This window comes from Novosphingobium sp. BL-S-21, assembly GCF_055521655.1.
Window position 1 is genome coordinate 1698866 of the sequence record NZ_CM145496.1, and the last position, 23034, is coordinate 1721899.

Consider the following 23034-nt stretch of genomic DNA (forward strand, 5'->3'; position numbering starts at 1 on the left):
AGGACCAGAAGGGCGGGCTTTCCCGCCGCCTGTCGCATCCAAGCCGGCGTGTGCCGGAATTCGATTGCCCGGCTTCGGCAGGATCGAAATGATCCTCCGGGCCGGATCGGGACGAACCGGCGGGGGCCGGGTCTTCCCGTGGACAATGCAACACCAAAGCCTCTTTCGGGATCGGAAGAGCATCACTGGAGACTACTCTAATGGCTAGTGCAAAGGACGTCCTCAAGAGGATCAAGGACGAAGAGATCGAGTGGGTTGACCTGCGTTTCACCGACCCCAAGGGCAAGTGGCAGCACCTCACCATGGTCGCTTCGATCCTCGGCGAGGACGAGCTGGAAGACGGCCTGATGTTCGACGGTTCGTCGATCGAAGGCTGGAAGGCCATCAACGAGTCGGACATGATCCTCAAGCCCGACCTCGACGCCGTCTATGTCGATCCGTTCTCGGCCACCCCGATGCTCATCCTGTTCTGCGACATCGTGGAACCCTCGACCGGCGATCTCTACGCCCGCGATCCGCGCTCGACCGCGAAGCGCGCCGAGGCCTTCGTCAAGTCGGCCGGTTTCGGCGACACCGTCTATGTCGGCCCCGAAGCCGAATTCTTCATGTTCGACGACGTGAAGTTCTACGACGGCTACGAAGGCAACGGCTTCAAGCTGGACGACATCGAACTGCCGGGCAACTCGGACAAGTCGTACGACACGGGCAACCTGGCCCACCGTCCGCGCGCCAAGGGCGGCTACTTCCCGGTCGCTCCGGTCGACTCGGCCGTCGACATCCGCGGCGAGATGGTCACCACCATGCTCGAAATGGGTCTGCCCTGCGACAAGCACCACCACGAAGTGGCGGCTGCCCAGCACGAACTCGGCCTGACCTTCGGCACGCTGGTCACCACCGCCGACCGCATGCAGATCTACAAGTACGTCGTCCACATGGTCGCGCAGGCCTATGGCAAGACCGCCACGTTCATGCCGAAGCCGATCATGAAGGACAACGGCTCGGGCATGCACACCCACATCTCGATCTGGGACAAGGGCAACCCGCTGTTCGCCGGTAACGGCTATGCCGGTCTTTCCGACATGTGCCTGTACTTCATCGGCGGCGTCATCAAGCACGCCAAGGCCCTGAACGCCTTCACCAACCCGACCACCAACAGCTACAAGCGTCTGGTGCCGGGCTACGAAGCCCCGGTTCTGCTGGCCTACTCGGCCCGCAACCGCTCGGCCTCGTGCCGCATCCCTTACGGTGCGGGCGACAAGGCAAAGCGCGTGGAATTCCGCTTCCCCGACGCGATGGCCAACCCCTATCTCTGCTACGCCTCGCTGCTCATGGCCGGCCTCGACGGGATCAAGAACAAGATCCACCCGGGCGAAGCCATGGACAAGAACCTCTACGATCTGCCGCCGGCCGAACTCGCCGAAGTGCCGACCGTCTGCGGTTCGCTGCGTGAAGCGCTCGACTCGCTCCAGGCCGACCATGCCTTCCTTCTCGAAGGCGGCGTGTTCACCGTGGACCAGATCGAATCCTACCTCGAACTGAAGTGGCCGGAAGTGCTGCGTTGGGAAACCACGCCGTCGGCCGTCGAGTTCGACATGTACTACAGCGCCTGATCGCGCTTCCTTCCTCCCGTTTCTTCGGAAAGGGAGGAAGGAGCATCAGTTCGCCGAGTGGGGCGCCCGGAGCAATCCGGGCGCCCTTTTCGTTGGCCGTCCGAGCGCATCCGCAGCAGGCAGAGACCGGCTCCCTCGACCGACCGCGCCTCACCCCGCACGAAAAGAACCTTTGCGCTCAATGCGAAACGGGGGCGGACAGCCCGCTCCTGCCGCGCGACGTTCCGCCGCGACGCTTGGCGACAATCGTGACAGGAACAGCTATCATCCCGCCGCGTTGCCCCCGCAAAGGAGAAGCAGCGATGCCCAGGACTCGCAGGCCCAGTACGCGCAAGCCCAGTACCCGCAAGCCAGGCGCCGGCAAGATCGTCACCGGGGTAACCGCCCTGCTCGCCCCCGTGGCGATCGGCATCGCAGGCGGCCACATGGCAAGCGCGCACGCGGCGCAGGACCGGTCCGGCGAGAGCCGTCCCCAGGGCGACCAGCCGCGTTCGGAACAGCAGCATGCCGAACAGGCACGGCGCGCCCAGCCGGAGCGTCAGACGGGCGGCGACCGCGTCCCGCCGCATGCCGAGGCCCAGAACCGCGAAACCGCCCAGCGCGAGCAGCGCCAGCAGGAAGCGGCCCGCCGCGAGCAGGACCGGGGCGACCGGGAGCGCCGTGCGTCCACACAAGGTGATCGGCCGGCAGAGGGGAACCGTCCCGCCCAGCAGGATCCCGAAGCCCGGCGCGCCGATCGGCCTCAGGTCCCGCCGAAGGAGCGCGGCAGCACGCCGCCGGCCGACTCGCCCGAGGGTCGCCCGCATGAAACCCGCGTCGATCCCGGCCTAACCCCGCCCGCACCGCGCGGCGATGTCCTGCAGGTTAGCTACAGGGACGGGCGCGGCCACGAATTCCGCGTCCCCACCAACGACCGCGTGAAGGTGGTCACCGGCCGGCAGGACGCGAGCTGGACCGCACCGGGCAGGGGTCAGGCGATCGAGGGTTGCCCGGCCGCCATCTCCGGCAAGTACCAGGGCTGCAACCTGCCACCCCGCACGCACCCGCCGGAAAAGGCCTGGCATGACCCACGCTGGTTCTCCCGCGATTTCGATGACGACACCCGCTATCGCTACAGCGAAGGCTACCTGCTGCGCCTGGGCGGAGCGAGTGACGGCGCCCCCGGCGGAAGCAGCGCCGTGGTCGGCTACACGCCGCTGCTCGGCGGCGCGCTGACCGTGGGCCGCGCATGGCCCGGCACTTACCGGCCTGTCGCGCTGCCCGGCTACTACACCCTCTACTACGGTCTCGGCGGCGAAGGCTCCTATCGCTACTACGACAACACGATCTACCGCGTGAATGCGGGCGAGGCGGCCGCCGCCGATCCCACCATCACCGGTATAGCGGCCCTGCTGCTGGGTGAGACGATCCGGATCGGCCAGCCCATGCCGGGCGGCTACGACGTCTACAATGTCCCCGGCCGCTACCGCGACCAGTACCGCGACGGTCCTGACGCACTCTATCGATATAGCGACGGCTACATCTACCAACTCGAACCCGCCACACGCCTGGTGCGGGCCGCCATTGAACTGATCGCCTGAACGGCGTCAGGAGGGGAATTCATGCGCAAGACCGATCTCGCACTCACGCTGCTGGCCGCCGCCGGCCTCTCGCTGGCCGCCTGCTCCGACCGGAACAGCCCGGAGGGACAGGCCAGCGCCACCGCCGATGCGGCCGCCGCCGTGTCCGAGACCCTGCCGCAAGCGCTCGACAATGCCGCCGGCCTCCAGACCGTGGCCGAAGCGCTCAAGGAAACCGGCATCGAGGGCGTGTTCCAGGAAAAGGCCAGCTACACCCTGATCGCCCCGGAGGACGACGCCTTCGCGAAGCTGGGCGATCCGGGCAAGCAGCTGACCGAGGCCGACGATCACGCCGCACTGGCGGCGCTGCTCAAGGACCACATGCTCACCGGCTACATGACCCCGCAGGACATCTCCGCCGCCATCAAGTCCAGCAAGGACGGCAAAGTCCTGATCTCGACCTTGGGCGGCGGCACTTTGACCTTCACGCAGGCCGGCGGCATCGTCAACGTCTCAGCCGAAGACGGCACCCAGGCCAGCTTCGACGGCGATCCGATAACCGGGGGATCGAGCATCGCCATTCCCGTGACCGGGGTTCTCAAGAAGCTCTAGCAGGTTCGGCCTTTGCGCCTTTGCACGACAGGTTCGCTTGCACAGTGCCATGGGCGTGACCATAAGTCGCGGCCATGCGTATTCTTCTTGTCGCCGCGCTGCTCGCCGGAACCGCCGCCCCCGCTTTCGCCCAGACCGTCACGGATGCCGGTGCGCCGATGAAGGCGTCGGGGACCGTAACGGGAGCCGGCACGCCGCCCGCCCCGATCCTCACCACGCCCGAGGCGAAGGACGTGTGGACGCATGCCGAGCCGCAAGTGGCCCGCGTCACCCATGTGGCGCTGGACCTGGACGTCGATTTCGCGACGAAGACGCTGGGCGGCAGCGCCGTGCTGGACATCCTGGCGGCGCCGGGCGCCACCCGGATCGTGCTCGACGCACGGGATCTCGATATTTCCGCGATCACCGACGAGGCGGGCAAACCGCTCCAGTGGACGCTCGGCCCCAAGGACGCGGACAATGCGGACATCGGCTCGGCGCTGACCGTCGAACTCGCCGGGGCCAGCCGGATCCGTATAACCTATCGCTCCATGCCGGGCGCGACTGCCCTGCAATGGCTGCCGCCGGAAATGACCTTCGGCAAGAAGAAGCCGTTCCTGTTCAGCCAGGGCCAGGCCATTCTCAACCGCTCGTGGGTGCCGACGCAGGACAGCCCCGGCATTCGCCAGACCTGGGAAGCCACCTTGCGCGTCCCCGGCGATCTCGTGGCGGTGATGAGCGCGGAAAAGCTCTCGGGTGACAAGGGCGAACTGCTCCCCGACGGCCGGCGCGCCTTCCGCTTTCGCATGGACAAGCCGGTGCCGCCCTATCTCATCGCCTTCGCCGTGGGCGACCTGAAGTTCAAGGCGCTCGGCCCCCGCTCCGGCGTCTGGACCGAGGCGCCGATGCTGGACAAGGCGGCCAGGGAATTCGTCGATGTGGAGAAGATGATCGACGCCGCCAGCAAGCTCTACGGCCCGTATCGCTGGGGCCGCTACGACATGCTGCTGCTGCCCCCAGCCTTCCCCTATGGCGGCATGGAAAATCCCATGCTCACGTTCCTGACCCCCACGATCGTCACGGGCGACCGTTCGAACACCGACGTCGTCGCTCATGAACTGGCGCATTCCTGGTCGGGCAACCTGGTCACCAATGCGACCTGGTCGGACTCCTGGCTCAACGAAGGCTTCACCACCTACTTCGAGAACCGGATCATGGAGTCGCTCTATGGCAAGGAGCAGGCCGCCACGTATGCCGACCTCGACTGGGACGTGATGAGCCGCGAAATCGCGGCCGGTGGCGGCCAGACCGGCGCCGTCACTCGTCTTCACGGCGATCCCGGCGCGGGCGAGGTGGACTATACCAAGGGCTCGAACTTCCTGCGCATGATCGAGCATACCGTGGGCCGCGCGAAGTGGGATGCCTATCTCACCTCCTATTTCGACCGCCACGCCTTCCAGCCCCAGACCACCGCGGGCTTCCTCGCCGACTTGCGCGAACGCCTGCTGAAGGGCCAGCCGGAGCTGGAACTCTCGCTCCAGCTCGACCGCTGGTCCTACGGTGCGGGCCTTCCCGACAACGCGGTCCATGTGCGGAGCGAGACGCTGGCGAAAGTCGACGCGCGGCTGGCGGCCTTCAATGGCGGCGGACCGGCCAGCGCCGTGGAGACGAAGGGCTGGACCACGCAGGAATGGCTGCGTTTCCTCAACGGCATCGACCGCCGGCAGACGCCTGCGCGCCTGGCCGAACTGGACAAGACGCTGGGGCTTTCCGCTTCGGGAAATGCCTATATCCAGTCGGCCTGGTTCGAACTGGCCATCGCCAACCGCTACGATCCTGCCCTCCCCTTCCTGCGCCGCTACCTTTCGCAGATCGGGCGCGGGTTGCTGGTCTATCCGCTCTACAAGGGCCTGATGAAGCAGGACGAATGGGGCCAGCCGAAGGCGCGCGCCTTCTTCGAGGAAGCCCGGCCGACCTACCATCCCTCCACCGCCGCAGGCATCGCGCGGATCGTCGCGGCGGGGGCAGCACAGGAGTAGCCCCGCCATGTCTTCTCCCACCCCGGGCCGTTTCGGCAATGCCCCCGGCCCCGCCGTGTTCGAGGCGCTCGCCCATGCCGCCTTCGCGCGCATTCCCGAGCCCTTCGCCCAGCACCTCGAAGGCATCACCGTCCACGTCGAGGAATTCGCGGACGAGGAAACCCTCCATGCCGTGGGGCTGGAGGACGCCTGGGAACTGACCGGCCTCTATCACGGCCGCCCGCTCGACGAGGAATCGGTCTGGGTCGCCGGAGAATTCCGCCCGCGCATCACGCTCTACCGGCAACCGCTGCTGGCCGAATGGTGCGAGACGGGGGTGACGCTGGAAGACCTCGTCACTCATGTGGTGGTGCATGAAGTCGGCCATCATTTCGGCCTTTCGGACGAGGACATGCACGGGCTGGAGGATGAAGCGTAATCTGCTCTGCGGGAGAGGAAAAGCCATTGCCCCGTCATGAAACGATCCGATAGGACGCTGCCATGACTCTCCCCTTCACCCGCAGCCTTCCGCTGCTGACCACCTCGCTGATGGCCGCCCTGCTCGCCGGCTGCGCCACCACGCCCGGAACCCGCCAGCCCGCCGCTCCGGCAGCCTCCTCCGGGCAGGCCGGGCCGATCGAAGTCGGCGTGATCGCGATCAACGATTTCCACGGCGCGCTCGAACCGCCGAACCAGTCGGTCGACGCGCCCGACGGCCACGGCAACGAAGTCTCGGTGCCCGCAGGCGGCGGCGCCTGGCTGGCCTCTGCCGTGGATTCGCTCAAGGCCCGTCATGCCAACAACGTCGTCGTGGCCGCGGGTGACCTCACCAGCGCCTCGCAGCTCGCCTCCTCGCTCTATCTCGACGAGCCGGCCGTCGGCGTGATGAACCGCGTCGGCGTGGAATTCAACGCGGTGGGCAACCATGAATTCGACCGCGGCTGGCAGGAACTGCGCCGCCTGCAGAACGGCGGGTGCGAGAAGAACACCCGCCTCCAGCCGTGCCAGCTTGAGCCGTTCAAGGGCGCCAATTACAAGTACCTGGCCGCCAGCACCACCCTGGCCGACGGGTCTCCGCTGTTCCCCGCCACCGGCGTGAAGACTTTCGGAGAAGGCAAGGACCGGATCACCGTCGGCTTCGTCGGCCTCTCGCTCAAGTCCGTGCCCACCCTCGTCGCGCCCGACCGGGTGGCCGGGCTGAAGTTCGCGGACGAGGCGGATACCATCAACCGTGCCGCGGGCCAGCTCAAGGCTGCCGGCGCCGATGCCGTGGTCGTGCTGATCCACCAGGGCGGCCGCACGGCGGGCACGCCCGATCCCAACGGCTGCAACGAGATGACCGGCGATATCCAGCCGATCCTCGATCGCCTGAACCCCGGCGTGGACGTGGTCGTCTCGGGCCACACGCATTGGGCCTATGTCTGCGACTACAGCGCCAATGCCCGGACCGGCCCGATCCTGCTGACCAGCGCGGGCGTCTACGGCAAGCTGGTGACCGACATCACGCTGCGGTTCGATCCGGTGACGCACAAGCTGCTCGGCCGCCAGGCGAGCAATCTCATCGTCCAGTCGCCGGCCTATAAGTCGGCCAAGGGCGAAGTCCCGAATTCCGACGCCTTCCCCCGGTTCCAGCCGCGGGAAGACGTGTCCGCTTATATCCAGCGCTACAAGGACGCTTCGCTGCATCTGGTCGCGCGTCCGGTCGGCCGCCTTTCCAGCCCGCTCGCCAAGGAAGAGGAAAACGGCGTCGGCAAGGGCGGCGCGCTGGGCAACCTGATCGCGGATTCGCAGCTTGCCGCCACCCGCAAGGCCGGCGCGCAGATCGCCTTCCTCAATCCCTTCGGCATCCGCACCTCGCTGATCCCCGCTGCCGACGGCACCGTGACGTTCGGCCAGATCTACGCGGTGGAGCCATTCAACAACGAGATCGTCACGATGTCGCTGACCGGCGCGCAGATCCGCGCGACCCTGGAGCAGGGGCTGGACGATAGCGGCGACAAGCAGATCCTGGCACCCAGCCAGGGCATGCGCGTGGCCTTCGACATGCGCCGCCCCTCCGGTGCGCGGATCACCGGCATCACTCTGGACGGCAAGCCGCTTGACCCGGCCAAGAGCTACCGCGTCAGCGTGGTGAACTTCCTGGCCGAAGGCGGCGACGGCTTCAGCGGCTTCGCCCAGGGCACGGAGCGCACGCGCGGGGCCATCGACCTGGAAGCGCTGGAGGACTGGCTCTCGGCCGTGCCGCTGCGCAAGGTGCCGGAGGACGACCGGACGCCGGAAGCCCGCTGAGAGGCAGAGGCCGGGTCCAGGAAAACGAGAGGGAGCGGGCCACGCCTGCTCCCTTTTTCGTTTCTCAGCCGAACAGCCAGTGGCCGAGCAGGCGGTTGAACGGGAAGGTGAAGAAGCCCGCGATCAGCAGGGCGCCGATGATGAGGCCGCGAACGGTCCGGCGGTGACGGACGCCGTTGTGCCGCCTTGCCGCCAGCACGAGCACCGGCACCATGACCAGCACGAACACGGAAAGGACGTGGATCAGGCTGAACCGGCCCGGCCCGCCCGAATGCACGAAAAGGCTGTCCAGCGCCGTCAGCATCATCGCCCCGCTCCAGACATACCCGTAGACGCGGTGCCGTGCGTCTCCCCGGCGGCGCCACAGCAGCACCGGCGTCAGCACCAGCGCGACGAGGATGGTGGCCAGATGGACCCAGACCACCGAGGGCACGCGCGCCCATTCGTCCCGGCCGCGCAGCAGAGCAGCGAAGATGAAGCCCAGCATGACCAGCGCCAGCAGCCCCAGCACGCGTTCCAGCCTGTCCGGCCCGCGCAAGTCCTGCGGCGTCAGGCCTCTGGGAGGCTTAGGCCCTGCCCCCGCAATCGCCGCCTCGCCGATGTCTGCCCCCTGCACTGCCATGACCGTTTCCCTGTTGAACCCCTGTTCCGATCTCACACCGCGACGGGCCCGGCAGCGACGGGCCCGGCAGGCACCGGCCCGGCATCCCCCTTCGCCGGATCTGCGAAGCACTGCCGCGTTCTAGAATCCGGCGCCTTGCGGCCATTGCGGCCCGCTTACGCCCATGACCTTGAACAGGCTTCCCATCTGCTCATCGCTGATAAGCCGATCCTTCGCCCTTTGAATAGTATCGGCATGATACGGCGCCGCAGCGGCCAGCTTGGTGGCGCGCAGATCGATCCCCAAGGCGCGCAGGAAGGCGCCCTGCGTCACGGTGCCCTGCCATGTCGCGCCCTCTTTCACCGCGATCTCGGCCAGGACGGCGAAATCCACCAGACAGGTAAGGTCAGCCTCGCCCGGGGCCGTGAAGGGATCGACCTTGGCATGGGCCCGCAGCGCCTGAAGCGTCGAGCCGGTCTGCGGCTCGGCATAGCCATAATCGATCAGCAGCGCTGCGCCGCCCTGGGCCGCAAGGCGCCCGGAAAGCTCCTGCATGACCGCAGCGGCGCCGGGGCATGTCTCCAGCAGCGTGCCTTCTTCGGCATCGGCCAGCACGCCCGGAACCGCGGCGTCCATTGGCTTTTCCCCCGCGACCGGGCGGAAGCGGTCCTCCGCCCAGTCGACCATGCGTTCGCGCCAGCCCTTGGCCGTCCTGACCAGCTGGCGAACCGGAAGGGCATCGAGGAATTCGTTGCCGACCACCAGCAGCGGCGCGTCGGTGGGAACGGTGCCGAGGTCGTCGTGCCATTGCGCCTGCGGCACGGCCTGGGCCTGGAGCGCCTTGAGCGCGCGGGAGCTTTCGACGAAATGCAGCTGCGGATCGAGACCCACGCGTTTCATCGTGCGCAGCGCGTCGCGCGCCAGGGTGCCGCGGCCCGGACCCAGCTCGACATAATGGACCGGCACGGGGCTGCCCGCGCGCATCCAGACGTCGGCCAGCCAGAGCCCGACGAGTTCGCCGAACATCTGGCTGATTTCCGGGGCCGTGATGAAGTCCCCCGCTGTGCCGAGCGGGTCCTTGTCGGCATAGTACCGGGCGTTCGATTCGCCCATGTAGTGCAGCAGCGAGAGCGGCCCGTAAGTCCCGATCAGGCGCCGGAAAATGGCCGTGAGCGGTTCGGCGCTCGCCCCGGTATCGTCTGCGGTCATCGCGCCGGGATCAGGCGGTGACCGGACGGACGGTCGCCAGCGCCGGCTTCGCCAGGGCGCGGGCGACCAGCAGCAGGCCGAGCAGGATCAGCGGGATCGTCAGCCACTGGCCCATCGACAGGCCGGTGCGCGCGGCGAAGTCCTGAAGCTGGGCGTCAGGCTCGCGGAAGAACTCCACGGTGAAGCGCGCGCAGGCGATGCCGGTGGTGAACACGCCGACCAGCAGGCCCGGGCGGAACCGTGCCCGCGTCTTCCAGAACAGGGTGAGCATGATGACGATCATCGCCAGGCCTTCCAGGCCGGCTTCATAGAGCTGGCTGGGATGGCGCGGCAGCGGGCCGGCATCGGGGAAGACCATGGCCCAGGGCAGGTTCGGGTTAGTGACCACGCGGCCCCAGAGTTCGCCGTTCACGAAGTTGGCAAGGCGGCCGAACATCATGCCGAACGGCACGCAGACCGCGATATAGTCCGCCACTCGCAGGAAATCGAGCTTGCCGCGCCAGGATACCCAGGCCATCGCCAGCAGCACGCCGATCAGGCCGCCGTGGAAGCTCATGCCGCCGTGCCACAGCGACAGGAGCGCGCCCGGATCGGACCAGAGGCTGGGAATGCCGGTGTCGCCGCCGGTGTAGAACGTCGCATAGCCCAGGCGGCCGCCCAGGATGATGCCGATCGTGCAGTAGAAGAACAGGTCGTCGGCATGGCGCTGCGCCAGCGGCGCGCCGGGCGCCTTGATCATGCGCGAAAGGTGCCAGTAGCCGAGCATGATGCCCGCCAGATAGGCCAGCGAATACCAGCGCAGCTCGAAGCTGCCGATCCGGAACAGGTAGTTCTTGAGGCCCAGGTTGACCCAGTAGATCGGCTGGTGAACTTCGGCGGCGGCGGCTGCGGCAAGTGCTGTCAGGGACAAGTGCTCGACCTCGTAAATCTCGTAAGGTCGCCGGGCCGGACGGCCTCGGCGGTGCTGGGCGCCCGTGCTTGTGCAGCGATGCTGGGCGCCCGTGCTGTGCGCCTTCTGGCATAGGCTGCGGGGCGATGGTAGGCCGGATTTTGCGTCGCCGCCCCCAGGACGCCGCAAAATCTGCTGGATGCGACACGTCGCTGTTCCCCCCAAGCCCTTGAATGTCTAGATATCGCCCGACATGAGCGTAATCCGCATTCCCTCGCCCCGTTCCGTGATCGACCGCCGCGCGCTGGTCGAGGCCATCGAAGCCGTCGTTGCCGGTCCGGGGGCCGCCAAGGGCCGCAAGCAAGTGGTCGAACTCCTGCGCGAGGCGCTGGAGCAGGGCCGGGCCGAAATCGCCCGCCGCCTGGTGGAAAAGCCCTCCGCCGGGCACGAGGTGGCCGAAGCGCAGGCCTATCTGGTCGACCAGCTGCTGCGGGTGATCCACGATCACGTCTCCACGCACGTCTATCCGGCGATGAACCGCTCCAAGGGCGAACGCCTCTCGATCATCGCCGTGGGCGGCTATGGACGCGGCGAGATGGCGCCCCACTCCGACGTCGATCTCGCCTTCCTCACCCCGATCAAGCAGACCGCCTGGTGCGAGCAGGTGATCGAGGCGATGCTTTATTTCCTCTGGGACCTGGGGCTCAAGATCGGCCATTCCAGCCGCTCGGTGGACGACATGGTCCGCATGAGCCGCTCGGACCTCACCATTCGCACCGCCATGCTGGAAGGCCGCTACGTCTGGGGCGACCAGGACCTCTACGAGGAAGTCCGCGCGCGGTTCTGGAAGGATGTCGTCGCCGGGACCGAGCGCCAGTTCGTGGTCGAGAAGCTGGCCGAGCGCGAGGAACGCCACAAGCGCATGGGCGACAGCCGCTATGTGGTCGAGCCCAATGTGAAGGAGGGCAAGGGGGGCCTGCGCGATCTGCACACGCTCTACTGGATCGGCAAATATATCCACAAAGTGCGCGACCCCAGCGAACTGGTGGACGTGGGCCTGCTCACGCACAAGGAATACCGCGCCTTCCGCCGGGCCGAGAACTTCTTCTGGGCGGTGCGCTGCCACCTCCACACGATCACCCGCCGCGCCGAGGACCGCCTGACTTTCGACCTTCAGCGCGAGGTCGCGGCGCGGATGAACTATTCCGACCGCCCCGGAAAGAGCGCGGTCGAGCGGTTCATGCAGATGTTCTTCCTCCAGGCGAAGATGGTCGGCACCCTCACCGGCGTGTTCCTGGCCCAGCTCGACGACCAGTTCGCCAAGCGCCAGCCGCGCGGGCTGCTGGCGGGCTTCCGCGCCCGTCCGCGCACGCTGAAGGGCTACAAGGTCTTCGGCGGCCGCATCATGGCGCCGGGCGAGACCTGGTTCGAGGCCGATCCCGTGCGCCTGATCGAGATCTTCGTCATCGCCGATCGCGAAGGCCTGGAGATCCATCCCGAGACCATGCGCCTGGTATCGCGCGATGCCGCCCTCATCCGCGAGGACGTGCGCCGCGACCCGCGCGCCAACGAGCTGTTCATGGAACTGCTCACCAGCCGCAACAATCCCGAAGTGGCGCTGCGCTCGTTCAACGAGGCGGGCGTCTTCGGCCGCTTCGTCACCGAATTCGGCCGCGTGAACGCGCAGATGCAGTTCGACATGTACCACCACTACACGGTGGACGAACACACCATCCGCGCCATCGGGCTGCTCGCCCGCATCGAGAAGGGCGAGCTGAAGCAGGACCATCCGCTCAGCCACGAGATCATCCACAAGGTCCGCTCGCGCCGCGCGCTCTATGCCTCGGTGCTGCTGCATGACATCGCCAAGGGCCGCGGCGGCGACCACTCCGAGATCGGCGCCGAGATCGCGCTGAAGCTCTGCCCGCGCTTCGGGCTGGACGAGGAGGAGACCGAGCTGGTGTCCTGGCTGGTGCTGCACCACCTCATCCTGTCTGCCACCGCCTTCAAGCGCGACTTGTCCGACGCCAAGACGATCACCGATTTCGTCGAACTCGTGCAATCGGTGGACCGCCTGCGCCAGTTGACGCTCCTCACCATCGTCGACATTCGCGCGGTGGGGCCCGGCACCTGGAATTCGTGGAAGCGCCAGCTCATCGGCGAACTCTACGGTGCCACCGAGGAACGCCTGCGCCTTGGCCACGTCGAGTTCGGCCGCGAAAAGCGCGTGGCCGCCAAGAAGGCCATCGTCGCCGACAGCGCCGCCGAGAATGCCGCGCTGGTCGACGAACTCGGCACCCAGTTCGCCGATGCCTACTGGATCGCCGAACCCGAAGACGTCATCATCAAGAACCTGGCGCAGTTCCACGCCTCGCAGGAAGAGCCGCTTTCGATCGCGACCGAGTACTATCCGGCGCGCGGCGCGACGCTCGTCACCGTCATCGCCTCGGACCATCCCGGCCTGTTCTACCGCATCGCCGGCGGCATCCACCTGGCCGGCGGCAACATCATCGATGCCCGCATCCACACGACGCGCACCGGCCGCGCGGTGGACAACTTCCTGGTGCAGGACCCGCTCAGCCGGCCCTTCATGGAAGAGACCCAGCTCGCCCGTCTGCGCTCCTCGATCGAGAACGCGCTGGCCAACCGCATCAAGATCCTGCCGCAACTCGTGGCCCGTCCCGATGCGCGGCCCCGCGCCGATGCCTTCGACGTGCGCCCGCGCGTGCTGGTGGACAACAAGGCCTCCAACCGCCTCACCGTGGTGGAAGTGAACGCCCGCGACCGTCCGGCGCTGCTCAACCGGCTGGCCCATGCGCTGTTCGAATCGAAGCTCATGGTCCACTCCGCACACATCGCCACGTATGGCGAGCGCGCGGCGGATACCTTCTACGTCACCGATCTGCTCGGCGAGAAACTGACGTCATCCAGCCGGATCAAGGCCCTGGAGCGCCGCCTGCTCGAAGCGGCGAGCGAAGGGAGCCTGAGCGAAGTGGCGGCGTGACGAGGTTGCGACGCTTACCAGATCCCCCCCGAATAAACTATTGAAAGCCCGGCCCAACGGTCCCACTTGTTGCATCGCAACATCCCCATGCGCAGGACCCTGCCCATGAATGCCGAAAGCGCTGCCGTTTCGTCTTCGTCTTCCGACGCCCCGCAGTCGGTGCTCGTCCTGCAGGGCGGGGGCGCTCTCGGGGCCTACCAGGCCGGTGTCTACGAGGCACTGGCCGCAGAGGGCCACGCGCCGGACTGGGTAGCCGGCATCTCGATCGGCGCGATCAACGCGGCGATCATCGCCGGCAACGCGCCCGAAGAGCGGGTCGGCAAACTGCGCAGCTTCTGGGACGGGGTAAGCCACGAGCTGCTCTACCGGCTGGACGTGGGCAATGGCTTCGCCCGCCGCGCCTTCAACGAGACTGCGGCCGCCTGGGCCGCGACGTTCGGCGTCCCCGGCTTCTTCACGCCGCGCATTCCCACGCCTCTGCCGGAATGGCCTGACGAAATCGGCCGTCTCAGCTTCTACGACACCACCCCCTTGCGGCAGACCCTGCTCGACCTCGTCGATTTCGACCGCATCAACCACGGCGAGACCCGCTTCTCGGTCGGCGCGGTGAACATGATGACGGGCAACTTCGCCTATTTCGACAATGCCAGGGGATCCGGCGCCAGCGACCGCAAGATCGGCCCCGAGCATATCATGGCCAGCGGCGCCCTGCCCCCCGGCTTCCCCCCGGTGGAGATCGACGGCGAGTGGTACTGGGACGGCGGCCTCGTCTCCAACACGCCGCTGCAATACGTGCTCGACAATCGCAGCCCTTGCGAAATGACGGTGTTCCAGGTCGACCTCTTCCCCTCGCGCGGGGCGGTGCCCAAGACCATGGCCGACATCGCCCAGCGCGAGAAGGACATCCGCTTCTCCAGCCGCACGCGCCTGAACACGGACTTGTCCAAGCGCCTCCAGGACATGCGCGCTGCGGCTCAGCGGCTTTGCCACAAGCTGCCGCCCGAACTGCAGGAAGACCCGGACTTGCGCCAGTTGCTGGGCTGCCGCCCCGCCGGCGCGGTGGCGGTCCTCCACCTCATCAACCGCCCGCGCGGCTATGAAACCATGTCGAAGGACTACGAGTTCTCGCGCATGACAGTGACCGAGCACTGGGAAGCCGGCAAGGCGGACGCGCATTTTTCCCTGCGTGACGGCCGCTGGACCGGGCGCCGCCTCAAGCCCGACGAAATCATGACGTTCGACCTCGCAGGCAAGCGCCGGCCCAGGCACCCCCAGGGATCGAACAACGAGGAGTAGGTAGATGAAACTGAAGGACAAGGCCTGCATCGTCACTGGCGCCGCCAGCGGAATCGGCAATGCCATCGCGCACAAGTACGCGGCCGAGGGCGGGAAAGTGGCGATCGCCGACCTCAACATGGACGCCGCGCAGAAGGCGGCCGACGAGATCGAAGCCAAGTACGGCACTGCCGCTCTCGCCGTCGCCATGGACGTGACCAGCGAGGATCAGGTGAATGCCGGCGTCGCCAAGGTGGTAGAGGCCTGGGGCACCGTGGACGTGCTGGTTTCCAATGCCGGCATCCAGATCGTCAATCCGGTGGACCAGTTCGCCTTCTCCGACTGGAAGAAGATGCTGGCCATCCATCTCGACGGCGCCTTCCTCACCTCCAAGGCGGTGCTGCCGCACATGTACGCGCAGAATTCCGGCTCGATCATCTTCATGGGTTCGGTCCATTCGAAGGAAGCAAGCCCGCTGAAATCCGCCTATGTCACCGCCAAGCACGGCTTGCTCGGCCTGGCGCGCGTGATCGCCAAGGAAGGCGGCAAGAAGGGCGTCCGTTCGAACGTGATCTGCCCCGGCTTCGTGCGCACGCCCCTGGTGGACAAGCAGATCCCCGAACAGGCCAAGGAACTCGGCATTTCCGAGGACGAAGTCGTCAGCCGGGTGATGCTGGGCCAGACCGTCGACGGCGAATTCACCACCGTGGACGACATCGCCGAAGTCGCGCTGTTCTTCGCAGGGTTCCAGACCAACGCGCTCACCGGGCAGTCGCTGGTGGCGAGCCACGGATGGTTCATGGAGTAACGCAAGGATCGCACCGCGTCAGGCGGCGCGCGGCGAACCCATTCCGAGGGTCTGGGGGATCATCCCCCAGACCTTCTTTATTTCTCTAGCCCGCCACGACCTTGAGCCGCGCCAGAGCCTCTTCGCGCCCGATCAGCGGCAGGAGCGCGCCCATGTCGGGTCCATGCTCCATCCCCGTCAGCGCCAGGCGCAGCGGCAGGAACAACCCCTTGCCCTTGCGCCCGGTGGCATCCTTGAGCGCCCCGGTCAGCGCCTTCCACACCCCGTCGCTCCATTCGAGCTTCGACAGTACGGCGACGGCCTCGGCCAGATAGGCGCGGTCTTCCCCGGCCAGCGTGGGCGCCTCGATCGGGCCGATCACGACGGTCCACCAGTCGGCCGCCTCGTGGACATATGAAAGGTTGGGGCGAATCGTTTCCCACGCCCCGGCGTCCATTTCATCCGGGAGCCGGTCGGAGACGGCCTCGAAAGGCAGCGCATGGACCACGGCGGCATTGACCCGCTGCAGTTCCACCTCGTCGAAACGGGCGGGCGCGCGTCCGAAGCGGGAAAGATCGAAGGCCGCCGCCAGTGCCTCCGCATCCAGCGCGGGATCGACCGGATCGCTGGTGCCAAGGCGCCCGAGCAGCGCCACGACGGCCTGCGGCTCGATGCCGATTTCCCGGAAATGCGCGACGCCCAGCGAACCGAGGCGCTTGGACAGCTTGCCTTCGGTGCCCACCAGCAGCGCCTCGTGCGCAAAAGCGGGGACCGGCGCGCCGAGCGCGGTGAACATCTGGACCTGCGCCGCGGTGTTGGAAACGTGATCCTCGCCGCGCAGGATCTGGGTGACGCCCATGTCCACGTCGTCGATGGCCGAGGGCAGCATGTAGAGCCAGGAACCGTCGGCGCGGCGAATCACCGGGTCGCTCATCTGCGCGGCATCGAACTTCTGGGGGCCGCGAATGCCATCTTCCCAGACGATGGGTTCGTCCCGGTCGAGCAGGAAGCGCCAGTGCGGCAAGTCGCCGCTGGCGATTCGCGCCGCCTTCTCCGCTTCGGACAAGACCAGGGCGCCGCGATCGTAGATCGGCGGCAGGCCGCGGCCGAGAAGGACCTTGCGCTTCAGCTCCAGTTCCTGCGGCGTTTCCCAGCAAGGATAGACGCGCCCGGCGGCCTTCAGCTTCTCGAATTCCCGCTCGTAAAGCGCGAAACGGGCCGACTGGCGCTCCTCGCCGCTCCACGCGATGCCGAGCCAGGACAAGTCGGCGCGGATGCCCTCGACATATTCCTCCTTCGAGCGCGCGGCGTCGGTGTCGTCGATGCGCAGCAGGAACCGGCCGCCCGCCGGCCCCTCGGCACCTTTTCGTGCCAGCAGCCAGTTGTGCAGCGCCGTGCGGATGTTGCCGACGTGGAGGTGCCCGGTGGGCGAGGGAGCGAAGCGGGTTACGGTCATGTCCCGCGCGTTACGGCGGGCCGGCCGGGAGGTCAATTTCGGCGCGCGAAAACCGCCTTGGCCGCCAGGGCCGCAAAGCCGGCCAGCAGCCCCCAGAACGCCGAGCCGATGCCGAGCAGCGAAACGCCGGACGCCGTCGCCGCGAAAGTCAGGATCGCGGCATCGCGCTCGGTCTTCTCGATGAGCATGTTCTCGATCGCCCCCGACAGCGGCGCTATCAGGGCAATGCCGGTGAACGCGGCGATGGAGGCCTTGGGCATGGTCAGGAAGAACTGCACGAGCGGCGCGGAGAACAGCGCCAGGGCCAGGTAGAATCCGGCGTAGATCAACCCCACCGTCCAGCGGCGCGCTTGATCCGGGTGAGCATCGGAGCTGGTGCAGATCGTCGCGGTGATGGCCGCCAGGTTGACGCCGTGGGCGCCGAACGGCGCAAGCAGCATCGTCGCCAGCCCCGTGCCCAGCAGCAGGGGCTGCGGGCGAGGCTCGTAACCGGCGGTCCGCAGCACGACGAGGCCGGGCAGGTTCTGCGAGACCAGTGTGACGAGGAACAGCGGAACGCCGATGCTGGCCACGGCCTTGAGGTCGAAAGCGGGCATGACCGGCTCCAGCCCGCCGATCAGCGAGCGAGGCGCGAATCCGGCAACATCACCGCGCGTCAGTACGACTGCCACGCCCGAGACGAGCACCAGCAGCAAGGCATAGAGCGGAAAACGCTGCCGGGCGATGACGAAGACCAGCAGCAGGACCACGACCAGCAGCGCGTCGGTTTCCAGGGTGCGGAACAGCTGGAGGCAGAACGGCAGCAGCACTCCCGCAAGCATGGCCGACGCCACCGAGGCGGGGATGCGCGAGGCCAGCCGCCCGAGTGCGGGCACCAGCCCCAGCAGGCACATCAGCGCCGCCGCCGCCATGAAGGCACCGATCGCGACCGGCCAGGCCGCGCCGCCGTTGCTCGCGGCCAGCAAGGCCGCACCCGGCGTGGACCACGCCAGCACCACCGGCATGCGCGTCCACAGCGAGAGAATCGCCCCGGCCACCGCAATACCGAGGCAAAGCGCCGTCACCGCCGAGCCGACCTGCCCGGCCTCGGCTCCCAGCGCCTGCATGGCCTGAACCACGAGGGCAACGGTGCCCCCGAACCCGATCAGGGCGGCGATCAACGCGGAAGTCCAGGAAGCGAGCGGCGGCAATGACGCAGAAACACGGGAAAGCATGACGGTGCTATGGGCAGGTTTGTCCGGGATGGGAAGACCTTGGGCCCGGCCCTGCAGTGCAGCGCCATTGCCGGACCGGGATGGCCTGCACCCCGTCCGCGCTTCTCGCCAGGCCAGCAGGCAATGAGCATCGGACAGGCGATGAGCCTGACAGCATCTCTCTGATAAATCGGGAAGTTCGCGAATGTCGCGAGAAAATGGTGGAGCCTAGCGGGATCGAACCGCTGACCTCCTGCATGCCATGCAGGCGCTCTCCCAGCTGAGCTAAGGCCCCGTCCATTTCAGCGGATCGCACCTGGGCGGGCGATCCGGTCCCGCGCGCAGCGGCGTGGGAGGCAGCCCTCTAGATCGGCTTTTTCGATCTGACAAGAGAAACATTCACGGGTTTCGAAAGTTGTTCGAATGGTCATGAAACGAAGAGCGCGGAAGCGCCGACCGGCAGCGGGGCGGGCACAGCCGTCCGGCAGCACGTAAAGCTTCAGATGGCCAGGTTCATACGGGCGACATCTCGCCCGGCGCAGGCAAGTACAGAGGCATTGTGCGAAGGTGCGAAAGGGAGAGCGATCATGATTCGCAAGTTGATGACCGTCGCCGCGGCAATCGGCGTTCTGGCAGCCACCCCATCACTGGCAGCCAATTCCTGCCGCGATGCGCAGGGCAAGTTCGTGCCCTGCAAGACCGTGACGACGAAGAAGACCACCACCAAAGTCACCACCGCCAAAGTCACGCCCGGCGTGGTCAAGGGCACGGACGGCAAGTGCCGCTTCAGTTCGGGCGCCAAGAAGGGTCAGTTCACCAAGTGCCCGTGACCTGAATGTCGCCGGGAGCTTCCAAGGCGGGTTTTTCGCTGCGGGCTCCCGAGCGTCGGCCTGAAAATCGGGCGATAGGAAATGAGGCGTGCACGAATCGGGCAGCGCAGCCATGCAAATAATGCTGTGCAAAATGCCTCTCGCCCGGGGCAAACCCGCCTTCGCGGTGCGGGCAAATAAAAAACCCTCCCGGAGGGGAGGGCTTTTTCCGTCTCGGACGGACTTTCCGTGATCCCTCTTGATTTCCAAGAGAGGCGGAAAGCAACTGGGGGCCGGCAGACCAAGAAGGTCGGTGCGCGGCCCCCGAACCGATTACTCGGCAGCCGCGGTGGCTTCTTCGGTAGCCGCTTCGGTGGTAGCAGCCAGAGTTTCCTCGGGCAGGGTCTCAACCGACTCGGTAGCAGCTTCGGTGGGCTTTTCGCCACCGCAAGCAGCGAGCGACAGAGCGGCAGCCGACGCGAACGCGGCAAAAGCAATCTTCTTCATGCGAATCCCCTTGCATTGTTTGGCGCACAGGCCAACGCTTGCAGGCAAGCCTGCGGTGCCATTCTTTAGACGAGACAATGGTGCAACGCAAACGGGAAGTAAGGGGCCGGAAATCCGCAGAAATCCTAGGGCTTGCACACATATAAAGATATCTTTATATGCCAGACCATGCAAATCGACCCCCTTCTGAGGGCTCTTTCCGAGCCGACGCGGTTACGCATCATGCGTCTGCTCGCACACATGGAACTGGCGGTCGGAGAGCTGGCGCAAGTGCTCGGACAGAGCCAGCCGAGAGTATCCCGCCACGTCAAGATCCTGTGCGACGCGGGCCTCGCCCAGCGCCGCAAGGAAGGTAGCTGGGTCTTCCTGCGCACGGCCGTGAAGGAAAAAAGCGAGCCGCCGATGGGTGCCGCCGCCGCACAGCTCCTTGCCATTGCCGAACGCGACGATCCGGCCTTTTCGGCGCGCTGCAACGAGGATCGCCGCCAGCTTGCCGCGATTCGCGAGGCCCGCGAGGCCAGCGCCCAGGCCTACTTCGCCAGCCATGCCAAGGAATGGGATTCGCTGCGCCAGCTTCATGGCGCGGACGGCCCGGTCGAATCGGCACTGCTCGCCGCTTTCGGACGCCAGAAGCTGGGTGCGCTGCTCGATGTCGGCACCGGCACCGGGCGCATGGCCGAGCTGCTCGCGGGCAAGGCCGGCCACGTCACCGCACTCGACAAGAGCCCGGACATGTTGCGAATTGCTCGTGCACGGTTGCAATCTTTGCCAGCGGACAAGGTTTCATTGCTGCAGGGCGACTTCACCGCCCTGCCCTTCGTACCCGCCAGTTTCGACACCGTGCTGTTCCACCAGGTGCTCCACTATGCACAGGCCCCCGGCATCGTCCTGACCGAAGCCGCCCGCGTCACGCGCGAGGGCGGGCGCATCGCCGTGGTCGATTTCGCCGCGCACGAACGCGAAGATCTGCGCGAGCGCCACGCCCACGCCCGCCTCGGTTTCGCCGACGAGCAGATGGAGACGCTGCTGGCCGACGCGGGCTTCGCGCCGGAACCGCCGGTGGCGCTGCCCAGCGATGCGCTGACCGTAAAGATCTGGACGGCGCGGCGCCTGCCCGCTGCCGAACCCTCCGAGAACCCCGAGACTCAAGACAGAAAGACCGAACTCCCATGACTTTCGCCGAACGACCGGTCTCAGCCCCGCTTTTCGAGGACCTGCCGGGCGACATTTCCGTTTCCTTCGAGTTCTTCCCGCCCAAGACGGAGAAGATGGAGGAACAGCTCTGGGACGCGATCACCCAGCTTGCCCCGCTCGACCCCAGCTTCGTCTCGGTGACTTACGGCGCCGGCGGCTCCACGCGTGAGCGCACGCACTCCACCGTTTCCCGGCTGGTTCGCGAGACGCAGCTGGTCCCCGCCGCCCACCTGACCTGCGTGGGCGCGAGCAAGGACGAGATCGCCGAGATCGCCGACCAGTACTGGGAAGCCGGCGTACGCCACATCGTTGCCCTGCGCGGCGATCCGCCGCCGAGCAGCGGCGGTGTCTTCACCCCGCACCCGCAAGGCTATGCCGGCGCCGCCGACCTCGTCGCGGGCCTGAAGGCACGGCACGATTTCGACATTTCGGTGGCGGCCTACCCCGAAGTCCATCCGGAAGCGGCAAGCGCCGATGCCGACCTCGACAACCTGAAGCGCAAGCTGGATGCCGGTGCGAATCGCGCGATCACACAGTTCTTCTTCTCGACCGACGCCTATTTCCGGTTCCTCGACAAAGTGCTAGCCGCAGGCATCTCCGCGCCGATCCTGCCCGGCATCATGCCGGTGACGAGCTTCGCCGCGATCCGCCGCATGTCGGGAAATACGGAGATCCCGGGCTGGCTCGAAACCATGTTCGAGGGCCTGGACGAGCGCCCCGGCCCGCGCGCGCTGGTCGCCGCGGTCGCCGCTGCCGACTTGTGCCGCAGGCTCTATGAAGGCGGCGTGCGCGATCTTCACTTCTACACGCTCAACCGCGCCGAGCAGGCCTATGCGATCTGCCAGCTCCTCGGCCTGCGTCCGAAACCGGGCGCCTGAAACGCGGACGAGCATGCGGACTTGTCTCCGGGCCGTTCGTGCAGCAAGGCGCGATCGGCCCGAAGCGGACCCGGAACAACCGGCCCCGAGTGCGGGTGAGTAAGGACGAAAACCATGAGTGCCAGAGAACAGCTCCTCGCCGAAGCCGCCAAGCGCATCCTCATCACGGACGGCGCCTTCGGCACCGAAATCCAGCGCTGGAAGCTCAGCGAAGCGGACTATGCCGGCAACCTCGGCCTTACCCATGACCAGAAGGGCAACAACGACATCCTCGCGCTGACCAAGCCCGAGGTGCCGGAATCGATCCACCGCGCCTATTTCGAGGCCGGGGCCGACATTGCCGAGACCAACACCTTCTCGGCCAACCGCATCAGCCAGGCCGACTACGGCGCCGAGCACCTCGTGCGCGAGATCAACGTCGAATCGGCCAAGCTCGCCCGCCGCCTGGCCGACGAGTACCAGGCCAGGGACGGCCGCCCGCGCTTCGTGGCCGGCGCGATCGGGCCGACGAACAAGACGCTCTCGCTCAGCCCCGACGTCAACGATCCCGGCTACCGCGAGATCGACTGGGACGAGCTGGTCGACGTCTACAAGGAACAGGCCGCGGCCCTCGTGGAAGGCGGCGCGGACTTCATCCTGATCGAGACCGTGTTCGACACGCTGAACGCCAAGGCCGGGATCATGGCCGTGCGCCACCTCGAAGCCGAACTGGGCCGCGAAGTGCCGATCATGATGTCCATGACGCTGACCGACCTGTCGGGCCGCAACCTTTCCGGCCATACGGTGGAAGCCTTCTGGCACGCGGTGCGCCATGCCCGTCCGGTGACGATCGGGCTCAACTGCTCGTTCGGCGCCACCCAGCTTCGCCCGCATGTGAAGACGCTGTCCGAACTCGCCGACACGCTGATCATGATCTATCCCAACGCCGGCCTGCCCAACGAACTGGGTGCCTACGACGAAATGCCCGAGACCACCGCGGGCTTCGTGGGCGAATGGGCCGTGGCGGGACAAGTCAACGTGCTGGGCGGCTGCTGCGGCTCCACGCCGGACCACATCGCCGCCATGGCGCGGAAAGTGGCGGGCCTGCCCCCGCGCCAGCTGCCCGCCCTGGCCCCGGTCACGCGCCTTGCCGGCCTTGAACCTTTCACCATGGTCGGCTGACGGG

19 protein-coding genes and 1 tRNA gene are annotated in these 23034 nt (G+C 66.9%); 13 read left to right on the forward strand and 7 right to left on the reverse strand.

Features of this window, described 5'->3' with window-relative positions; all coding sequences use genetic code 11:
- The first annotated feature begins 200 nt into the window (after positions 1-200).
- The 6 genes from glnA (at position 201) to ACZ1J6_RS16515 (ending at position 8067) form a co-directional block, all read left to right on the forward strand.
- On the forward strand, positions 201-1610 hold the full coding sequence (gene glnA / locus ACZ1J6_RS16490; protein WP_132264777.1) for a type I glutamate--ammonia ligase: 1410 nt from the start codon (positions 201-203) through the stop codon (positions 1608-1610).
- A 302-nt stretch (positions 1611-1912) separates the two neighbouring features.
- The gene (locus ACZ1J6_RS16495) at positions 1913-3190 is read left to right on the forward strand and encodes a hypothetical protein (protein ID WP_465127537.1); all 1278 of its coding nucleotides are present in this window, start codon (positions 1913-1915) and stop codon (positions 3188-3190) included.
- A gap of 21 nt (positions 3191-3211) precedes the next feature.
- On the forward strand, positions 3212-3781 hold the full coding sequence (locus tag ACZ1J6_RS16500) for a fasciclin domain-containing protein (protein WP_465127538.1): 570 nt from the start codon (positions 3212-3214) through the stop codon (positions 3779-3781).
- A 74-nt stretch (positions 3782-3855) separates the two neighbouring features.
- Entirely contained in the window at positions 3856-5799 is a 1944-nt protein-coding gene (locus ACZ1J6_RS16505) for a M1 family metallopeptidase (protein ID WP_465127539.1), read from the forward strand.
- Positions 5800-5806: 7 nt separating this feature from the next.
- Complete coding sequence (locus ACZ1J6_RS16510; protein WP_134094659.1) at positions 5807-6217, forward strand: metallopeptidase family protein; 411 nt, start codon at positions 5807-5809, stop codon at positions 6215-6217.
- 62 nt (positions 6218-6279) lie between these two features.
- A complete protein-coding gene (locus tag ACZ1J6_RS16515; protein ID WP_465127540.1) occupies positions 6280-8067 on the forward strand; it encodes a bifunctional metallophosphatase/5'-nucleotidase in 1788 nt (595 codons plus the stop codon).
- Positions 8068-8131: 64 nt separating this feature from the next.
- Here the strand turns inward: ACZ1J6_RS16515 and ACZ1J6_RS16520 are convergent, their stop codons facing one another.
- From ACZ1J6_RS16520 to lgt, 3 genes are all read right to left on the reverse strand, one after another.
- Entirely contained in the window at positions 8132-8689 is a 558-nt protein-coding gene (locus ACZ1J6_RS16520) for a DUF2306 domain-containing protein (protein WP_465127541.1), read from the reverse strand.
- A gap of 120 nt (positions 8690-8809) precedes the next feature.
- Positions 8810-9877 (reverse strand): class I SAM-dependent methyltransferase, encoded by a 1068-nt coding sequence (locus ACZ1J6_RS16525; protein WP_465127542.1) that lies wholly within the window; start codon positions 9875-9877, stop codon positions 8810-8812.
- Between the two features lie 10 nt (positions 9878-9887).
- Positions 9888-10787 carry a prolipoprotein diacylglyceryl transferase gene (gene lgt / locus ACZ1J6_RS16530; protein ID WP_132264763.1) on the reverse strand — a complete coding sequence of 300 codons (900 nt, stop codon included), beginning with the start codon at positions 10785-10787 and terminating at the stop codon, positions 9888-9890.
- Positions 10788-11019: 232 nt separating this feature from the next.
- Between lgt and ACZ1J6_RS16535 the strand changes: the two genes are divergently transcribed.
- The 3 genes from ACZ1J6_RS16535 to ACZ1J6_RS16545 all read left to right on the forward strand — a co-directional run bounded on the left by ACZ1J6_RS16535 (position 11020) and on the right by ACZ1J6_RS16545 (position 15853).
- The gene (locus ACZ1J6_RS16535; RefSeq protein WP_132264761.1) at positions 11020-13770 is read left to right on the forward strand and encodes a [protein-PII] uridylyltransferase; all 2751 of its coding nucleotides are present in this window, start codon (positions 11020-11022) and stop codon (positions 13768-13770) included.
- Positions 13771-13875: 105 nt separating this feature from the next.
- Entirely contained in the window at positions 13876-15066 is a 1191-nt protein-coding gene (locus ACZ1J6_RS16540) for a patatin-like phospholipase family protein (protein WP_431566790.1), read from the forward strand.
- Positions 15067-15070: 4 nt separating this feature from the next.
- Positions 15071-15853 (forward strand): 3-hydroxybutyrate dehydrogenase, encoded by a 783-nt coding sequence (locus ACZ1J6_RS16545; protein ID WP_314464977.1) that lies wholly within the window; start codon positions 15071-15073, stop codon positions 15851-15853.
- An 85-nt stretch (positions 15854-15938) separates the two neighbouring features.
- On the opposite strand, the gene ACZ1J6_RS16550 is transcribed toward ACZ1J6_RS16545, so the two are convergent.
- The 3 genes from ACZ1J6_RS16550 to ACZ1J6_RS16560 all read right to left on the reverse strand — a co-directional run bounded on the left by ACZ1J6_RS16550 (position 15939) and on the right by ACZ1J6_RS16560 (position 18776).
- Positions 15939-17288 carry a glutamate--tRNA ligase gene (locus ACZ1J6_RS16550; RefSeq protein ID WP_465127543.1) on the reverse strand — a complete coding sequence of 450 codons (1350 nt, stop codon included), beginning with the start codon at positions 17286-17288 and terminating at the stop codon, positions 15939-15941.
- A gap of 32 nt (positions 17289-17320) precedes the next feature.
- Positions 17321-18502 carry a benzoate/H(+) symporter BenE family transporter gene (locus ACZ1J6_RS16555; RefSeq protein ID WP_465127544.1) on the reverse strand — a complete coding sequence of 394 codons (1182 nt, stop codon included), beginning with the start codon at positions 18500-18502 and terminating at the stop codon, positions 17321-17323.
- A 198-nt stretch (positions 18503-18700) separates the two neighbouring features.
- Positions 18701-18776 (reverse strand) — tRNA-Ala (locus ACZ1J6_RS16560).
- Between the two features lie 292 nt (positions 18777-19068).
- Here ACZ1J6_RS16560 and ACZ1J6_RS16565 point away from each other — a divergent pair.
- Positions 19069-19311: a hypothetical protein gene (locus ACZ1J6_RS16565; RefSeq protein ID WP_132264751.1), complete on the forward strand. Its 243-nt coding sequence runs from the start codon at positions 19069-19071 to the stop codon at positions 19309-19311.
- Positions 19312-19623: 312 nt separating this feature from the next.
- On the opposite strand, the gene ACZ1J6_RS16570 is transcribed toward ACZ1J6_RS16565, so the two are convergent.
- Complete coding sequence (locus ACZ1J6_RS16570; protein WP_021232409.1) at positions 19624-19797, reverse strand: hypothetical protein; 174 nt, start codon at positions 19795-19797, stop codon at positions 19624-19626.
- 168 nt (positions 19798-19965) lie between these two features.
- Between ACZ1J6_RS16570 and ACZ1J6_RS16575 the strand changes: the two genes are divergently transcribed.
- From ACZ1J6_RS16575 to ACZ1J6_RS16585, 3 genes are all read left to right on the forward strand, one after another.
- The gene (locus ACZ1J6_RS16575) at positions 19966-20970 is read left to right on the forward strand and encodes an ArsR/SmtB family transcription factor (RefSeq protein WP_465127545.1); all 1005 of its coding nucleotides are present in this window, start codon (positions 19966-19968) and stop codon (positions 20968-20970) included.
- On the forward strand, positions 20967-21869 hold the full coding sequence (gene metF / locus ACZ1J6_RS16580; protein WP_134094668.1) for a methylenetetrahydrofolate reductase [NAD(P)H]: 903 nt from the start codon (positions 20967-20969) through the stop codon (positions 21867-21869). Before ACZ1J6_RS16575 ends, metF begins: the two co-directional genes overlap by 4 nt.
- Before the next feature lie 114 nt (positions 21870-21983).
- On the forward strand, positions 21984-23030 hold the full coding sequence (locus ACZ1J6_RS16585) for a homocysteine S-methyltransferase family protein (RefSeq protein WP_465127546.1): 1047 nt from the start codon (positions 21984-21986) through the stop codon (positions 23028-23030).
- The last annotated feature ends 4 nt before the right edge of the window (positions 23031-23034 follow it).

Excerpts from the sequence above, each read along its gene's own strand:
- glnA (WP_132264777.1), top strand. The coding sequence starts at position 201 with ATGGCTAGTGCAAAGGACGTCCTCAAGAGGATCAAGGACGAAGAGATC.
- ACZ1J6_RS16495 (WP_465127537.1), top strand. The coding sequence starts at position 1,913 with ATGCCCAGGACTCGCAGGCCCAGTACGCGCAAGCCCAGTACCCGCAAG.
- ACZ1J6_RS16500 (WP_465127538.1), top strand. The coding sequence starts at position 3,212 with ATGCGCAAGACCGATCTCGCACTCACGCTGCTGGCCGCCGCCGGCCTC.
- ACZ1J6_RS16505 (WP_465127539.1), top strand. The coding sequence starts at position 3,856 with ATGCGTATTCTTCTTGTCGCCGCGCTGCTCGCCGGAACCGCCGCCCCC.
- ACZ1J6_RS16510 (WP_134094659.1), top strand. The coding sequence starts at position 5,807 with ATGTCTTCTCCCACCCCGGGCCGTTTCGGCAATGCCCCCGGCCCCGCC.
- ACZ1J6_RS16515 (WP_465127540.1), top strand. The coding sequence starts at position 6,280 with ATGACTCTCCCCTTCACCCGCAGCCTTCCGCTGCTGACCACCTCGCTG.
- ACZ1J6_RS16520 (WP_465127541.1), bottom strand. The coding sequence starts at position 8,689 with ATGGCAGTGCAGGGGGCAGACATCGGCGAGGCGGCGATTGCGGGGGCA.
- ACZ1J6_RS16525 (WP_465127542.1), bottom strand. The coding sequence starts at position 9,877 with ATGACCGCAGACGATACCGGGGCGAGCGCCGAACCGCTCACGGCCATT.
- ACZ1J6_RS16535 (WP_132264761.1), top strand. The coding sequence starts at position 11,020 with ATGAGCGTAATCCGCATTCCCTCGCCCCGTTCCGTGATCGACCGCCGC.
- ACZ1J6_RS16540 (WP_431566790.1), top strand. The coding sequence starts at position 13,876 with ATGAATGCCGAAAGCGCTGCCGTTTCGTCTTCGTCTTCCGACGCCCCG.
- ACZ1J6_RS16545 (WP_314464977.1), top strand. The coding sequence starts at position 15,071 with ATGAAACTGAAGGACAAGGCCTGCATCGTCACTGGCGCCGCCAGCGGA.
- ACZ1J6_RS16550 (WP_465127543.1), bottom strand. The coding sequence starts at position 17,288 with ATGACCGTAACCCGCTTCGCTCCCTCGCCCACCGGGCACCTCCACGTC.
- ACZ1J6_RS16555 (WP_465127544.1), bottom strand. The coding sequence starts at position 18,502 with ATGCTTTCCCGTGTTTCTGCGTCATTGCCGCCGCTCGCTTCCTGGACT.
- ACZ1J6_RS16565 (WP_132264751.1), top strand. The coding sequence starts at position 19,069 with ATGATTCGCAAGTTGATGACCGTCGCCGCGGCAATCGGCGTTCTGGCA.
- ACZ1J6_RS16570 (WP_021232409.1), bottom strand. The coding sequence starts at position 19,797 with ATGAAGAAGATTGCTTTTGCCGCGTTCGCGTCGGCTGCCGCTCTGTCG.
- ACZ1J6_RS16575 (WP_465127545.1), top strand. The coding sequence starts at position 19,966 with ATGCAAATCGACCCCCTTCTGAGGGCTCTTTCCGAGCCGACGCGGTTA.
- metF (WP_134094668.1), top strand. The coding sequence starts at position 20,967 with ATGACTTTCGCCGAACGACCGGTCTCAGCCCCGCTTTTCGAGGACCTG.
- ACZ1J6_RS16585 (WP_465127546.1), top strand. The coding sequence starts at position 21,984 with ATGAGTGCCAGAGAACAGCTCCTCGCCGAAGCCGCCAAGCGCATCCTC.